The organism is Aliivibrio sp. S3MY1 (genome assembly GCF_028765575.1).
In the GTDB taxonomy this organism is placed as follows: domain Bacteria; phylum Pseudomonadota; class Gammaproteobacteria; order Enterobacterales; family Vibrionaceae; genus Aliivibrio.
Map to the genome: position 1 here is coordinate 78,859 of NZ_JARACO010000014.1, position 15,662 is coordinate 94,520.

14 protein-coding genes and 1 riboswitch are annotated in these 15,662 nt (G+C 38.1%); of the genes, 7 read left to right on the forward strand and 7 right to left on the reverse strand.

Features of this window, described 5'->3' with window-relative positions:
* Positions 1 to 43 precede the first annotated feature (43 nt).
* Together PVK62_RS10895 and torR are read right to left on the reverse strand one after the other, a co-directional pair.
* Positions 44 to 1,405: a hypothetical protein gene (locus tag PVK62_RS10895; RefSeq protein ID WP_274445448.1), complete on the reverse strand. Its 1,362-nt coding sequence runs from the start codon at positions 1,403 to 1,405 to the stop codon at positions 44 to 46.
* 175 nt (positions 1,406 to 1,580) lie between these two features.
* A complete protein-coding gene (gene torR, locus PVK62_RS10900; protein ID WP_274445447.1) occupies positions 1,581 to 2,279 on the reverse strand; it encodes a two-component system response regulator TorR in 699 nt (232 codons plus the stop codon).
* A 236-nt stretch (positions 2,280 to 2,515) separates the two neighbouring features.
* Between torR and torD the strand changes: the two genes are divergently transcribed.
* From torD to PVK62_RS10915, 3 genes are all read left to right on the forward strand, one after another.
* The gene (gene torD, locus PVK62_RS10905; protein ID WP_274445446.1) at positions 2,516 to 3,163 is read left to right on the forward strand and encodes a molecular chaperone TorD; all 648 of its coding nucleotides are present in this window, start codon (positions 2,516 to 2,518) and stop codon (positions 3,161 to 3,163) included.
* Positions 3,164 to 3,455: 292 nt separating this feature from the next.
* Positions 3,456 to 4,463 (forward strand): HTH-type transcriptional repressor PurR, encoded by a 1,008-nt coding sequence (gene purR / locus PVK62_RS10910; RefSeq protein WP_274445445.1) that lies wholly within the window; start codon positions 3,456 to 3,458, stop codon positions 4,461 to 4,463.
* Positions 4,464 to 4,623: 160 nt separating this feature from the next.
* Positions 4,624 to 4,707, forward strand: a riboswitch (cyclic di-GMP riboswitch).
* A 126-nt stretch (positions 4,708 to 4,833) separates the two neighbouring features.
* Positions 4,834 to 5,421, forward strand: coding sequence for a TfoX/Sxy family DNA transformation protein (locus PVK62_RS10915; RefSeq protein WP_274445444.1), 588 nt, complete (start codon positions 4,834 to 4,836; stop codon positions 5,419 to 5,421).
* A gap of 346 nt (positions 5,422 to 5,767) precedes the next feature.
* Here the strand turns inward: PVK62_RS10915 and PVK62_RS10920 are convergent, their stop codons facing one another.
* On the reverse strand, positions 5,768 to 6,505 hold the full coding sequence (locus PVK62_RS10920) for a hypothetical protein (protein WP_274449406.1): 738 nt from the start codon (positions 6,503 to 6,505) through the stop codon (positions 5,768 to 5,770).
* A 113-nt stretch (positions 6,506 to 6,618) separates the two neighbouring features.
* Between PVK62_RS10920 and PVK62_RS10925 the strand changes: the two genes are divergently transcribed.
* A complete protein-coding gene (locus PVK62_RS10925) occupies positions 6,619 to 6,921 on the forward strand; it encodes an MGMT family protein (RefSeq protein WP_274445442.1) in 303 nt (100 codons plus the stop codon).
* Positions 6,922 to 6,956: 35 nt separating this feature from the next.
* On the opposite strand, the gene PVK62_RS10930 is transcribed toward PVK62_RS10925, so the two are convergent.
* Positions 6,957 to 7,460 (reverse strand): YbaY family lipoprotein, encoded by a 504-nt coding sequence (locus PVK62_RS10930; RefSeq protein ID WP_274445441.1) that lies wholly within the window; start codon positions 7,458 to 7,460, stop codon positions 6,957 to 6,959.
* 235 nt (positions 7,461 to 7,695) lie between these two features.
* Between PVK62_RS10930 and tesB the strand changes: the two genes are divergently transcribed.
* Positions 7,696 to 8,559 (forward strand): acyl-CoA thioesterase II, encoded by an 864-nt coding sequence (gene tesB, locus PVK62_RS10935; RefSeq protein WP_274445440.1) that lies wholly within the window; start codon positions 7,696 to 7,698, stop codon positions 8,557 to 8,559.
* Positions 8,560 to 8,638: 79 nt separating this feature from the next.
* On the opposite strand, the gene PVK62_RS10940 is transcribed toward tesB, so the two are convergent.
* On the reverse strand, positions 8,639 to 9,106 hold the full coding sequence (locus PVK62_RS10940; protein ID WP_122033074.1) for an Lrp/AsnC family transcriptional regulator: 468 nt from the start codon (positions 9,104 to 9,106) through the stop codon (positions 8,639 to 8,641).
* A 132-nt stretch (positions 9,107 to 9,238) separates the two neighbouring features.
* On the opposite strand from PVK62_RS10940, the gene PVK62_RS10945 reads away from it, so the two are divergent.
* On the forward strand, positions 9,239 to 10,303 hold the full coding sequence (locus tag PVK62_RS10945; protein ID WP_274445438.1) for a PLP-dependent cysteine synthase family protein: 1,065 nt from the start codon (positions 9,239 to 9,241) through the stop codon (positions 10,301 to 10,303).
* A gap of 125 nt (positions 10,304 to 10,428) precedes the next feature.
* Positions 10,429 to 11,112 carry a 7-cyano-7-deazaguanine synthase QueC gene (gene queC, locus PVK62_RS10950; RefSeq protein ID WP_274445437.1) on the forward strand — a complete coding sequence of 228 codons (684 nt, stop codon included), beginning with the start codon at positions 10,429 to 10,431 and terminating at the stop codon, positions 11,110 to 11,112.
* Positions 11,113 to 11,193: 81 nt separating this feature from the next.
* Here the strand turns inward: queC and vexH are convergent, their stop codons facing one another.
* Together vexH and PVK62_RS10960 are read right to left on the reverse strand one after the other, a co-directional pair.
* Positions 11,194 to 14,304: a vibriobactin export RND transporter permease subunit VexH gene (gene vexH / locus PVK62_RS10955; RefSeq protein ID WP_274445436.1), complete on the reverse strand. Its 3,111-nt coding sequence runs from the start codon at positions 14,302 to 14,304 to the stop codon at positions 11,194 to 11,196.
* 2 nt (positions 14,305 to 14,306) lie between these two features.
* Entirely contained in the window at positions 14,307 to 15,362 is a 1,056-nt protein-coding gene (locus PVK62_RS10960) for an efflux RND transporter periplasmic adaptor subunit (RefSeq protein WP_274445435.1), read from the reverse strand.
* Between the last annotated feature and the right edge of the window lie 300 nt (positions 15,363 to 15,662).

A 15,662-nucleotide genomic window follows, 5' to 3' on the forward strand; every position in this document is an offset into this window, starting at 1 on the left:
TTTCGATGTATAGACACTGACGAGCTGTCAGTTATATCTACAATTACTTAGTTTCTACTTTTGCTTCAGCGATAGGCTCAGCGGCTACAGGAGCTTCTTCAGCTACTGCCGTTTCTGTTGATTCTTTTTTTTCCGTTTGACTATTTTCTGTCGTTACCGTTTGTTCTGCTGTTGCTGGCTGTGCTGTTGTTGCCTCTTTGTTTAGTTTTCCTGCGGCTTCTTTCTCTTTATAAGAAGCAATTACACCATTCAAATTATTAATTAAGTTATCATTTCGCTCAAGTTGCTGTGTCAGTACAACCACTTGTTTTTGTACTCCAGCACGATCGCCAGTTTGTTTTTCAACGGTCATTTCCAATGTTTTTATTTGCACCTGAAGCTCTTTGATTTTCTCTTCTAGATCAGCCGTATTATTAATCTCATGCATATTCTGTACTGAAACTAAAACCGATTCAGTCTGCATTCTTAATGGCTGGTTACGGTAATCATCACCATTAATTGCTTGTGAAATAGATAATAATTTATTTTCAAACTCTAATACTGGTTGCTCAAACTGTCCATTTTTGACTGCTTTCAGTAATTTCACTTCTGCTGCCATGTTTTTTAAATGATCAAGTTGAAAACGTGTTTTAGCAACAACATCAATAATTAGTGCTTTATCACGATTGTTCGCTTGTACTGCTTTTTTAGCTTTATCTAATTCCGCTTTGGCTTGACCATAGCTAATGGGTGCAATGGCCTTAAATCCCTTACGAGATAAGTCAGAAAATTCTTTTTCTAGTGGTTCAACATGAATTTTTAATGTGGTTTTAATCTCTGTAACCTTTGCATTGGTTAGAAATGATGCTTGCTTAGTTTGAGCTTCAGCAATATCGTTTTCAACTACCGTTACGAAGAGTGCTTTATACTGAGTGTTTAGGCTTGAAAACTCTTGTGAGTAATACTTCTTAGCATCAATCTCAACCAAATATGCCATCTGTGCAATAGCATCAGACAATACGACATCTGCCGTTTCTTTATAACTTTTAAGTTTCGTAAATTCACTATTGGCTGCTGCAACTAAAGACATGTATTTTGCAGCATAAGAACCCGAAGAGAACATTGAGTATTCTTCATTAATTAAACCCGGCTCTTTTTCAATTTCTAAAAATATTTCTTGTGCCTCTGCCCACTCTTCCACCATTGTTGCGTAAGACGCTTCTGAGTAGATAGAAAAATCGTCTACAGAATCAAAAGTCGTTTTATCTAATGAATATTGCTTTTGAAGTGCATCAAATGTTGATACTGATTGTACTTTGCCATTTTGCTCAGCTACAACCACTGCTGATTCACCACCAGTACTCTGACAACCAACAACACCGACTAACGCAGAGGCAATCATTGCCATTTTAAAAAATTGTTTCATAACTAATCCATCATAAGTATTTTTGAATAAACATCACATAACATAATAGTACAAATACGATTTTAAATCAGCTTTTCTTACATTTGAGTCAATATTTATATTGACAAATATATAAATAAAAAAAGCCACTCAATAATGAGCGGCTTTCTGTATTATCTATCGCAGTTTACGAAGATTAATCTCCTGCAAACATATAACCTTCACCGTGTACAGTAACAAAAATTTGCGGATTTTTTGGGTCCACTTCCATTTTTGCTCGCATTCTACGGATCAGAACATCAATCGTTCTATCATTTGGTGCATCTACACGATGACTGATCATATTCAGAATACGTTCACGTGATAGAACTGTATTTGGATATGAAGACAGAGCAACTAATAATTCGTATTCTGCTTTTGTCAATTTGACTGGCTCGCCATTATTTGACAAAGCACGACGTTGGATATCAAAAGTCCATTCACCAAAGCGAACCATACTCGATTCATCCACTTCAACAGGCTCATTAACTAACGACATACGCCAAAATAAGTTTTTCACTCGAACTAATAATTCACGTAGTTCAACAGGCTTAGTAACATAGTCATCCGCACCCATTTCTAGACCAACAATGCGGTCAATACTATCTGTTCGTCCTGTAACAAGAATAATACCAATATTCGACTGGCTGCGTAATTCACGCGCCAACAATAAACCATCCTCTCCTGGTAGGTTTATATCAAGCATAATTAAATCAACTTTTTGTTCAGCCAAAATAGTTCGCATTTCTGCCCCTGTTTCAGCCTCGCTCACTTGATATCCCTCGGCTTCAAAATAGCCTACAAGTTTAGAGCGAGTTACCACTTCGTCTTCAACAACTAAAATGTGATAGCTCATAATCTTCTCTTTTTTATGGTTATTAGGATGGTTCTCATCTTATTCTATTCATATTTTTTAATAATTACAATTCTCAATTGATATTTCTGTATTTTAATTGATTCAAGACAATTCTTAATAAAATTAGAACATTAATCTTTGCTCATATATTTATACACTCTGTTAATGATAGGCGCTATTACTTTTCATACTTATCCAGTACAATTCTTAAATAAATTTTTTGGAGTAAAAGATAAATGAACGAATTAACAGCATTTAATGAACAACGCGCTGAAATTTATTGGTGGCTTTCAAGCTTATTAGCTAACGAACTAACAACTGAGCAGCTTGAGCAGTACAACAGTTTTGAAGTGCGTACTTTTTTAGCAAGCTTAGCTGAAACTCCCACGTTAACGACATCGATGAATGCTTTAATTGAAAAACTGAATCAATTACAAAGCCGCGAAGACGTGCAACTTGAGTTATCTGCTGATTTCTGTCAAGCCTTTTTAGGTTCTGATAAAAACAGTGCTCTGCCTTACGCATCAATGTATTTAGACAAAGCGGGTATCCTGAATGGCAAACCTGCTCAAGATATGCGTGATTTACTTTCGAAATATAACATTGCACAAAAATCTGAGTTTAACGAACCCGCGGACCACATTGCTATTGAGTTGGATTTTCTTGGTAACTTAATTGTCATGACAAATCAGCAATCTTCTGAAGAGGATTTTGAAACTTACATGAATGCTCAATTAACGTTTATCAATGAACAATTACTTTCATGGGTTCCAAGATTTAATCAAATATGTAAAGAAAGAGATGAATTTGGTTTTTATGCTGCTGTTACCGACTTTTTAGCTGCGTTTTTACAACTAGACGTCACTTTCCTTACTGGTGAGTAATACAAATATTAAAATTGACGCAATAAATTAACAAGTCCGTGATACAAATCAGATTACGACCAAAATTTATGAAATCAATAATTGTTTGCACTATGCTTTACCTATAAAATGTGAACGCAAACGATAAAATTTGAAAACTAAATGAAACCGCATTTTTAGCGGTTTTTTTATTTATACCTTTTTATTAATTCCTAGACTTAGGGCCTATTTATCTTCCATCAGTTCTTTACAGATCAATTCTCACTTTTTGTTGGAAGATAAATAGCCCTTAATTATCATTTAAGGCTTTTATATGGCTACTATTAAAGACGTTGCAAAACTTGCTTCGGTTTCAACCACCACGGTATCGCACGTAATTAACAAAACACGCTTTGTCGCAGAAGCAACCCAAAAGCGCGTATGGGAAGCAGTGGAAGAACTTAACTATGCACCAAGTGCTGTTGCTCGTAGTTTAAAGTGCAATACGACACGTACTATTGGCATGCTAGTAACTCAATCATTTAACCCATTTTTTGCTGAAGTAATGCATGGGGTTGAAAATTACTGCTATAAACAAGGTTACACATTATTTATGTGTAACACCGAAGGCGATTTAGATAAACAAAAACATTACCTTCGTATGCTCTCTGAAAAACGAGTAGATGGTTTATTGGTTATGTGTTCAGATCTTAATGAACAATTGTTAACACTACTTGAAAAAAATACCGAGTTACCAATGGTTATTATGGACTGGGGCCCTGATAGCCCACATACCGATAAGATCATTGATAACTCAGAAAAAGGCGGCTATTTAGCGACAAAACATTTGATCGAAAATGGCCATACTCAAATTGCTTGTATTACAGGTCAAGCTGACAAAACTACATGTAAAGAACGTGTTCATGGTTTTCAACGCGCTCATGAAGAAGCTAACTTGCCATTTAAACCAGAATGGATATTAGAAGGTGACTTTGAATGCGCTTCTGCATCAAAAGCGATTGATAAGCTATTAACCATGCAAGAGCGCCCAACTGCTTTATTTTGTTTTAACGACATTATGGCTCTTGCTGCTATTAGTAGAATTAAACAATCTGGTTTACGAGTTCCTGAAGATATTTCAGTTATTGGCTACGATAATATCGAACTTTCTGCTTACTTTTCACCACCGCTAACGACGATCCATCAACCTAAACGTCGTGTCGGTAAAACCGCTGTAGAGATATTGTTAGAACGCATTAAAGATAAACACCACGAGCGTCGTATTTTTGAAATGCAGCCAGAGGTGGTTTCTCGCAACAGCGTTCTTAATCGTTTAAAGTAATAATTACAATTGTTTTTATATCAAAAACTTATTTATTTATCTTTTTCATTTAAAACTTGAACAGAGATAACAAAAAAACAACTCCGTTATGTGATGCATATCACATAACGGAGTTTTTTTGTTATAACACTTCTTATTGATTGCTATATCATCATTAGTGTCACGAACATGGCAAACTATGCGAAAGTGTAGGACGCAAAGGTTCCGGCCTACGTATTATATATAAGGTAGCGGGGTTGCCGACGGCGAGTATTCTGTCAATCGTTGTTAATTTTTACATTAAAATAACAATGATTTCTTTTAAACTTGCTAGTATTTCCTCGGGCTCAGTTGTTTAGTGACATAGACTTACTAACCGAGAATTATTGCAATGGATAAACCAATACTAAAAGAATCACTTCGTTTACTTTCCTCTCTTGGGAAGATCTCTTCGCGTTCAATGTTTGGCGGCTTTGGCGTCTTTATAGATGACACGATGTTTGCCCTTGTCGTTCAAGATAAGTTACATTTACGATCAAGCCAGGAAACGATTAATTTATTTAAAGAACAAGGGTTTGAACCTTACGTTTACAAAAAACGTGGTTTTCCTGTTGTCACTAAATATTTTGCTCTTTCAGAAGATTGTTGGCATGAACCAGACTCAATCCTACTTAAAGCAGTTATTGCTTTAGATGCAGCAAAAAAAGACAAAGAAAAACAAAAAACCGCAGAACCATCACGTATTAAAGATTTACCAAACCTTCGTTTAGCGACAGAAAGAATGCTAAAAAAGGCCGGGATTAATACTGTAGAAGAACTGCGTAATACGGGCTCAGTAAATGCTTATAAAGCAATTCAGCAAACTCATTCTAGCCATGTTAGTGATGAATTATTGTGGTCTCTTGAGGGAGCAATTAAAGGTACACATTGGTCTGTTGTTTCATCAGAAACAAGATGTGAACTAAGAAAGCAATTATAAATTAGCTCAGAGCAAGCCTCTATTCTCCTTCCTAATTCCAGATACTGTTGTTATTTTTAACTAAAAGGCAGTATCTGAATCTTCATCTTCTCGCCTTTAATTTAATTATTTCACAAATTAAAATCAAAACTATCCAGAACAAAAACTTAACCATTCAGAAATAATAGCTCTGCCTACCTATCATATGCATGATATTTAGCATGCCTATTGGTTTATTTTTTACTTCCACACTTCTAAAATCATTGAAGAAACAATTGAAGCTGAGTGCGATAATACAAAATAAAGAAGAAACAACTGCCGTAGCCATTAACGCTTAAGAGTAAATATCGATGATGAACCTAATCGCTTAATCGATAGGTTCATCATCTACTTGCATCATAAAGTCAGTAACCCATCCAATCATTAAAATCATTAGCCAAGAAACCATGACCGATGCTGGTACCTCAAACTTAGGAGATATAATTAAGGTTGCAAAGGCAATGACTGGTAAAAGCCACGATAGCATAGAAAGCCAATCTCTATATTTGGATCGCCCAAGGCTCTGTAAACATACAATAAGTCCGGTAATCGACAAGGCAACAAGTGCCGCGTGTTGTAAGCCCCCTATCCATAAAGGAATAACGAGTACCAAAGGCCACCACGCATTGCGATTCACCGGTTTCCAACTTCTCGCCGCTATCCAGACCAAAATAACACTGATTATTTGAACCAAGGTTAAAGATGCGCTGCCTTCTAATCGACCTTCATATTGTAAGGCCATGATCCCTGCTTCCATTGCCACTACAACCGCAATAATAAAAGCCACCAGATGAATGCTTTTTCGTCGTGAAAAAATCACCATTAACAATGGAAATAAAGTCCAGACGGCAATAGATAATGACAATGGTTGCTCACTAAGTGTTAAGCCAAATAATGACATTCCACCAAGTAACACCCATGTAGCAACACCACCTTGAGGTATGAGCCATAACATAGGTATGGCTAAAGCAAGTAAAGGAAGCTCTCCTCCACTAATCCCAAAAGCCAATACGCCAACAACAACAAGTAGGATACTTAATATAATAGACAACACAGTTAATACCATCGCTAGCCCTCCTTGGTATAAAGCGGTTTACTTTGCTACTATCTCAGTTTAGCGGTAATACTGAGCTTTATCACTGACCCACCTCTCTTTTCTAATAGAAGATTTTTATTTCAATGGATGAATTTATTCAACGTATTTATACGAATTTATATTATGTACCATCAGGTCGAGTCATCACTTATGGACAGCTTGCAGCGCTGGCAGGGTTTCCTCATCACTCAAGACACGTGGGAAAAGTATTGTCTAAACTCCCAGAAGACACACAGTTACCTTGGTATCGAGTTGTCAATGCTCAGGGGAAGATTTCATTGCTAGGCGATCAATTTGAAAAACAGAGAAGGTTGCTTGAAGAAGAAGGGATATTAATTCGAGAAGATGGGAAAATTTGTCATTTTAAACAAGTCGTCATGCCTTAAGACACAACGACCTGTTTATATAAAGCCAGTCAATATTATTGACGAACGCCTTTTAGCAATAAATCTTGTTTCATTGTTTTTGCTTCATCCGTGATCACAGCGTAGTTTGTGTCTGTTGTGAAACGTAATTTACCGTCAACTTTGATTGTTGCACGTACAGAGTAGCGATGATTCGCTTGAATATCAGCCGTATTAAATTCTAAAGCGTAATCAAATGGCGATGATTTTTCAGCCGCTTCAAAAGTTTGCTCTGCAAGCGTTTTTGATGGCGCATCCGCTAAAGACACATCAGCTAATGTAACCGTAATAATTGCGTTTGCAGGTAAAGCGATACGCTCACGGTAACCAACACTACCTGTCACTAATTGTGTTTCAGATGCTTCAATTACTTCTGTGCCAGACACATCTGTTTGAGCCATATCTTCTTGCACTACCACTTCTTGCTTAACCACTTCTTTTTCTGCTTTATCTGTTGAATTGCAGCCAACCATTGTGATCCCTGTTGCTACAGAAAAAGCAATTAATAATGATTTTTTCATATTTTTCTCTCTTATAATATTATCGTTATCTAACAAACTAACACGAATATAGACCGAATATCTCGCCGTGTCTGCTTGGCGACTTCATCTTTGACAGAAAACTAACTCAACCTGAATAAAATTGCACAGTTTTGATACAACTCTGACTCAGTTAACATAGTGTTTAACTTATTGAACTGAAACTGAATCTGGCTCACAATAGAACAATCACGTCAGAGGCATTAAGGCATATAAAATGAATAAACCATTAAATGAATTACTTACACTATTGCAGTTAGAACCATTAGAACAAGGCTTATTTAGAGGTCAAAGTGAAAACCTTGGATTGCCACAAGTGTATGGTGGTCAAGTCATTGGACAGGCGCTTTCTGCTGCTCGTTATACTGTTGATAATACGAGAACCGTTCATTCTTTCCATAGCTACTTTCTTTATCCTGGTGATCCAGAAAAAGCGATTATTTATGATGTCGAAAATTTAAGAGATGGCAGAAGCTTCAGTACACGTCGCGTTAAAGCGATTCAAAATGGGCGCCCTATCTTTTACTTAACCGCCTCTTATCACGGTGATGAGCCAGGTTTTGAGCACCAATCTGTTATGCCTGATATCGCAGGGCCTGAAAATTTCGCCTCAGAAACACAACTTGCAGACGCCATTAAGCACGTACTTCCACCCGCGATTCAAAAAATATTTTGCGGTGAAAAACCAATTGAAGTTCGTCCAGTTAATATTGTTAACCCTCTAGCCCCTAAAAAAGCGGCGCCGACACAGCATTTGTGGATTAAAGCCAATGGCGAATTACCAGACGATCAATTAATCCATCAATACTTATTAGCGTATGCTTCTGATTGGGGATTCTTACCAACCGCCCTTCATCCACATGAAGTCAGCTTATTAACACCAAACTTCCAAGTGGCTACGATTGACCATTCAATGTGGTTCCACCGCCCATTTAAAATGGATGAGTGGTTGCTCTATTCTATTGAAAGTACCAATGCAAGTGGTTCTCGTGGCTTAGTTCGTGGGGAAGTATTCAATCAAAAAGGCGAACTTGTTGCATCAGCTATGCAGGAAGGTGTTATGAGAATGAAGAAAAAATAAAACTATCTCTTCAATCATATAATTTATTGGTCAGGTAGTTACCACCTGACCTTCTTTCTTACACATAATTACCACATAACTATAATGGTAGCTCTGTTGTATATTTTAGAGGCTCCATCGCAAATGTACTGGTAACATTCGAGATCCCATCAACACTGTTGACTAATTTTTTATAGAAACCATCAAAGGCTTTCATGTCTGCTGATAACACTTTCATCATGTAATCATACTCTCCCGCCATTCGATAAAATTCCATCACTTCTGGAAAATCCGAAACAGTATCAACAAATTGGTTATACCACTCTTGGGAGTGATTAGATGTTTTTATCAATACAAACGCATTAAAGCTTAACCCTAATTTTTCAGGATTAAGTAAAGCCACTTTCTTTTCAATCACGCCATCTTCTTCTAGGCGTTTTAATCGCTTCCAACAAGGTGTTGTGGTTAAGTTAACCGCTTCTGCTAAATCATGTAATGAGATAGTACTGTCTTTTTGCAGTAACGAAAGTAAAGTAGTATCGACCTTATCTAGCTCATGCTTTCCCATAAAAACCCCAAAATAGAAATATTTTCTCTTTTATGCTTAATTTAAAGTAAATATAGCAAAGTTTTTCTCAACGTACAGAGGTAAATTAATTACATCGCTACTATTTGTAGTAACAGCATTAAGGAAAGCATTATGTGTACAGATCATAACTGGATTAACAACGCTATTCGTAAAATTGAAGCGGACTACCAACGCTCTGCAGATACGCATCTTATTAAACTTGATTTACCTATGCTTGATGGCATTGATTTGTACCTAAAAGATGAAAGTACGCACCCAACAGGATCTCTTAAGCACCGTTTAGCTCGTTCTCTTTTTCTTTATGCTATTTCTAATGGCTGGATTGGTCCAAATACGCCTATTATTGAATCATCATCAGGTAGCACTGCGGTGTCAGAGGCCTACTTTGCGCGTCTACTTGGGTTGCCATTCATTGCGGTTGTTCCCCGTAAAACGGCAAGTAAAAAGATTGAGATGATTAAATTCTACGGTGGTAAACCTCATTTTGTAGAGCGCTCTGATGAGATCTATGCAGAATCTCGTCGTCTTGCTAAAGAATTAAACGGCCATTATATGGACCAATTTACTTACGCAGAGCGTGCAACAGACTGGCGCGGAAACAACAACATTGCCGATAGTATTTTCAATCAAATGCAACTTGAAGATCACCCAGAACCAACGTGGATCGTAATGAACCCAGGTACTGGTGGTACCTCTGCAACCATCGGTCGTTTTATTCGCTATCAAAAATACAATACTAAATTATGTGTCGTCGACCCTGAAAATTCAGTTTTCCATGAGTTCTATAAAACGAGGAATAAAGATCTAACACTGGATGCTGGCAGCAAGATTGAAGGCATTGGTCGACCTCGCGTTGAGCCAAGCTTTATTCCCGGAGTTATTGATGAAATGCGCACTATTTCGGATGTAGCAAGTGTAGCAACAGCGCGTTGGCTAGAAGGTATTCTTGGACGTAAAGCAGGAGCTTCTACAGGAACCAACTTATTTGGTGCGTTGCAATTGGCTTGTGAAATGCAACAACGCGGTGAGAAAGGCTCTATCGTAACTTTACTTTGTGATAGCGGCGAGAGATACCTTGATACCTATTATAATGACGAATGGGTTGCTAATAACATTGGGGATTTAACACCGTGTTTGGAACAATTAACCCGCTTTGAAAAAACAGGTCAATTATAAAAATCAATAAAATAATAACGTCCCGCGAGGATACGACCAATTGGTAATAACAATAAAAGCCATCGATCATCGGTGGCTTTTTTATTACAATACCAATAAATAATCCTACTGAGATTCATTCTATTATGTCTACAGCAATCGTTGTATTTAGTGGCGGTCAAGATTCCACTACCTGTTTAATTCAAGCACTTACTCAATATGATCATGTTCATTGTATTACTTTTGATTATGGCCAACGTCATAATCAGGAAATTGAGGTAGCAAAAAAAGTCGCGATTGAGTTGGGTGCAACCTCTCATAAAGTAATGGATGTTGGCTTATTAAATGAACTGGCCGTTAGTTCATTAACTCGCGATAACATCCCTGTTTCTCATGAACTTCAAGAAAACGGTCTGCCTAACTCATTTGTACCTGGTCGTAATATTCTATTCTTAACGCTTGCTGGTATTTATGCTTATCAATTAGGGGCTGAATCGGTGATCACTGGTGTTTGTGAAACTGACTTCTCTGGCTACCCTGATTGTCGTGATGAGTTTGTAAAATCAATCAACCAATCTCTTGTCTTAGGTATGGATCGTAAACTTCGTATTGATACTCCATTAATGTGGCTAAATAAAGCTGAAACTTGGGCGCTTGCTGATAAATATGGCAAATTAGATTATGTTCGTAGTCAAACTCTAACCTGCTATAACGGTGTGATTGGGGATGGATGTGGTGATTGCCCATCATGTGACTTACGTAAAAATGGTCTAGATGAGTATTTAGAAAATAAAGACGCAGTAATGGCAGATTTAAACGCCAAGCTGTAAGTATAACTATTTGATTAATAAAAAGGCCATCACTAAACATTCAGTAATGGCCTTTCTTTTTATCAAATTATCATTTCAATATTAATGCGAAATTCGCCCTTTAATATCATGATCTAATTGTTTATTTAATAACGCTTCTATATGACCTGGAGACTTAGTATTACCTGAGATTAAGCGATACATCGCAGGAATAACAAATAACGTAACCAAGGTCGCAAACGCCATACCAAAGAAAATAACGGTACCGACTGCTACTCGGCTTTCATAACCCGCGCCTGTAGACATAATCAATGGGATCGCACCGGCTAATGTCGTAAATGCAGTCATTAAAATTGGACGTAAACGACGAGCTGAGGCATCAATAATTGCTTGTTCTAGCTCTATGCCTTTATCTCGTAATTGATTCGCAAACTCAACAATTAAGATCCCGTTTTTGGTTACCATGCCGATCAACATGATCATTCCAATCTGGCTATAAATATTCAGTCCTTGGCCCATAATTACAAGGCCTAAGAAACCACCAAATACCCCCATAGGAACGGTAAACATCACCACCATTGGATTAATAAAACTTTCAAATTGTGCCGCAAGAACAAGATAAGCAACCAGCAGCGCCAATCCAAACACCACTAGAATACTTGATTGGTTTTCTTTAAAGTCTTTTGACTCACCAGTGTAAGCCACTGAAATATCACTCGGTAACATTTCTATCGCTTTGGCATCCAGATAATCCAGAGCATCACCTAACGTCGCCCCCTCTTTTAGATTGGCACTTAAGGTTATGGATTTCTGCTTATTGGTATGCGATAGACGAATAGCAGACGCAACTTCATTGATTTTAGTTACCGTATCAAGAGTAACTAATTCCCCAGTCGCCGTTCTCATGTAAATTTGGCTAAGATCCTCTGCATTATTGAAGCTATTTTCATCACCTCGTAAATACACATCATATTCTTCACCACGTTCCACATACGTGGTTTCACTCTTACCACCAAGCATGATCTCAAGAGTCTCTGAAATATCAGAGATCTTAATGCCTAACTCTGCAGCGCGGTTGCGATCAACTGACACCACTAACTCTGGGGTTTTTTCAGAATAGTTAATGTCTGCACCTTCCATCAATGGGCTATTATTCGCTTCCGCTTTTAATACATCTCCCCATTTTTGTAGTTCTTTGTAATCGGAGCCACCAAGTACAAATTGCACAGGCTCACTTGAACCACCACGGAAACCTGGCATCATTGGAAATACACGAACATCCGGGATATCGACTAAGGTTTTACGAATTAAGCCTAATCCTTCTTGAGCTGTCAGATCTCTGTCTGCCCAATCTTCTAAGATCATGATAACAAAACCAGTTTGGTCACCCGCTTGGCCACCAAACGCGGGAGATTGAATACTGAATGATTTTAAGAACCCTTGACCAAGCAATGGCATCAGTCTCTCTTCAACAATGTCCATGTTCGAACTCATTCGGTTATAACTGGTGGCATCAGCACCACGGACAAACGCAAACAATACACCACGGTCTTCTTGCGGTGTTAATTGTGCTGGAACCTGCTTCATCAAGCCGTAACTACCGCCAATACACGCTAAGATAATCACCGGAGCCAATAAACGCCATGCCACCGCTTTGCTAACCGATTTACGATAACCTCTTTCTAAGCTAGCAAACAGTTTGTCGACAAAGAGATTAAAACGATTTGGTTTAACATTGGCTTTTAAGATCTTACTGCCTAATACTGGGGTTAATGTCAAAGCTATCAATGATGAGAACAACACTGACATCGCAAGCAATACTGAGAACTCTGTAAATAGTAGACCGACCATGCCATCCATAAATGAGATCGGCAAGAATACCATGACCAGAACCAAGGTCGTTGCTATTACGGCAAAACCCACTTCTCTTGTGCCTTTATAGGCGGCTAATAGTGGTGACTCACCTTTTTCTAAATGATGGAAAATATTCTCTACGACTACAATGGCATCATCAACCACTAGACCAATCGATAATATCAGTGCCATTAACGTAATTAAATTAATTGAAAAACCAAAGTAATACGCCGCCATAAACGATGATATTAATGAAACAGGTACGGTCACTGCCGGAATTAACGTTGCTCGTGCTTGGCCAATAAAGATATAAAGCACCAAGATAACCAACCCCCCCGTAATAAAGAGTGTGCTGTACACCTCAGAAATCGAGCGATCAATAAACACGGTAGAGTCATAATCAATGGCTAAACGAGTACCTTCAGGTAAAAACTGCTGAATTTTAGCCACTTCTTCACGGACTAAATTCGCCACATCCAATGGGTTTGCATCAGACTGAGGAACAATCCCCATACTTACGTTAACCACACCATCACTTTTAAAGGTCGAATTTTCATTTTCAGCACCAATGAACACATCAGCGACATCTTTTAGATAAATTGATGTTCCATCGCTGGCGGTTTTAACAACAAGATAATTAAAGTCTTCTGCTTGGTTATATAAACGCTCAGTTCGAACCGACATCACAATGGCGTCATTACGAACTTCCCCCCCCGGGCTTTCAATATTCTCTGAACGAAGTGCTGCGGTAATATCAGAAGCAATAACGCCTCGCCCTGCCATTAAATCAGGCTTGAGCTTTACATACATAACCTTATAAAGACCACCGGAAATATCAACCGAGCTCACACCCGTAATCAAACTAAAACGGTCAACCAATACACGCTCGGTATAATCAGTTAACTCTGTTCTATCCATCACACTAGAACTTAAATTGATATAAAGCGACGCTTCTCCACTGCCGTTATTTTTAAAGACAATCGGATCGTCTGCTTCGTCAGGCAAGCTTCGTTGAGCACGAGCTACGGCATCACGAACATCACTCACTCCCGAATTTAAGTCATAACCTAAATCGAAAGTAATCATAATGCGTGACATGCCGTTACGAGTAGTCGATTCGATTTCATCAATGCCACTAATACCAGAAAGTTGATCTTCTAATACTGTTGTTATCTGGCTTTCAATGATCGTCGCCGATGCACCTTCATAACGAGTACTGATCGAAACGACTGGGCTTTCAATATCCGGCATTTCACGTACAGCTAGTTTACTAAACGACACCGCACCAAATACACACAACAACAAACTTAATACAATGGCGACCACAGGTCTTTTTACTGAGGTATCAGATAACCACATGATTATTGTCCTTTGACGACAGGTTGAGTCTCTTGTTCAAGTAACTTAACGGTTACGCCGTCTCGCATATTAACTAAGCCTTGAACTACAATATCTTGACCAATCTCTACACCAGATTCAATCACTACGCGGTTTTCAACACGAGCCCCCAGTGTAACTCGAGTACGTGTTACTTTATTATCGTCACCAATTACGTACACATAACGTTTTGTACCAGAGTACTCCAGTGCTTGTACTGGGATGATTGGAGCATTAATCACAGGAAAGTCCAGTTCTGCCGCCATTAACATACCCGGCTTCATCTTTAGATCTTTATTTGGAAATTCAATACGAGTACGTAAATTCAAGGTTTCAGCATTAATACGAGAATCAATACCCACCACTTTTCCTGAAAATACTGTATTTCCCCACGCTTGACTCGTTGCATCAACCTTCATGCCAGTCGATAGCATTGAAAGATAACGCTCTGGTACTTGCAGATCTAACTGCATTAAAGACAAATTATCTAAGGTCAGTAATTCAGTTCCAGCATTAACCATTTTTCCTCGGCTAAAATCAATAAACCCGACCGTACCAGAGAAAGGAGCCGAAATATGAAGATCAGCTAAATTCGCATTTGCCGCCTCTAAACGAGCTTGGGCAATATCAACACTGGCTTTTTGGCCATCGATTTCCGTCTGAGTAATGGCGTTCTTTTTCGCTAAGCGTTGAAATTCTTTCAGTTTACGTTTTTCATCATTCAAATACGCTCGCGCCTCTTTAATAGCAGCGCTGGCTTTATCATCATTTAATTGAATTAAAAGTTGACCTTTTTTGACCTCTTGATTTGCCTTAACCGCAATTCGGTCTATTTTGCCAGAGACCTCTGGAGAGATGATCACAGACTCCGCAGATTCTAATTTTCCGATTAACGATAATGATTGAGATATTTCATGTGTTGCAACCTCTTCAGAGACAACAGCAACCGATTGATTTTCTCTTGGTTTCTTAGCATAAGAAGGTATTGATAAAGTGCATGCTAATAAAACCGCAAGAGTAATAGACTTAGTTTGATTCATATTGATACTTATTATTTGAATTATTAAAATTACTTACTGACTCTAGTTTACCAAGTGAAAGTGGTTTTGTTCGTCAATGAATGTAAAGATGGTGCAATAAACTGTAAAAACAATCACTTCCATATGACCATTTTTTATATTATTTGTTCAAAACTGGTGCATTTCACCCCTTATTGACGAAAAACCAATCATTCAAACCAAAAAACAAAGAAAAGTGCTTTACAGAAAAACGAAGTTTGCTATTATTCGCTCCGAACTTGGCAAGGTCGTTGGGAAAACTCTTGTTAAGTATAAAAATCT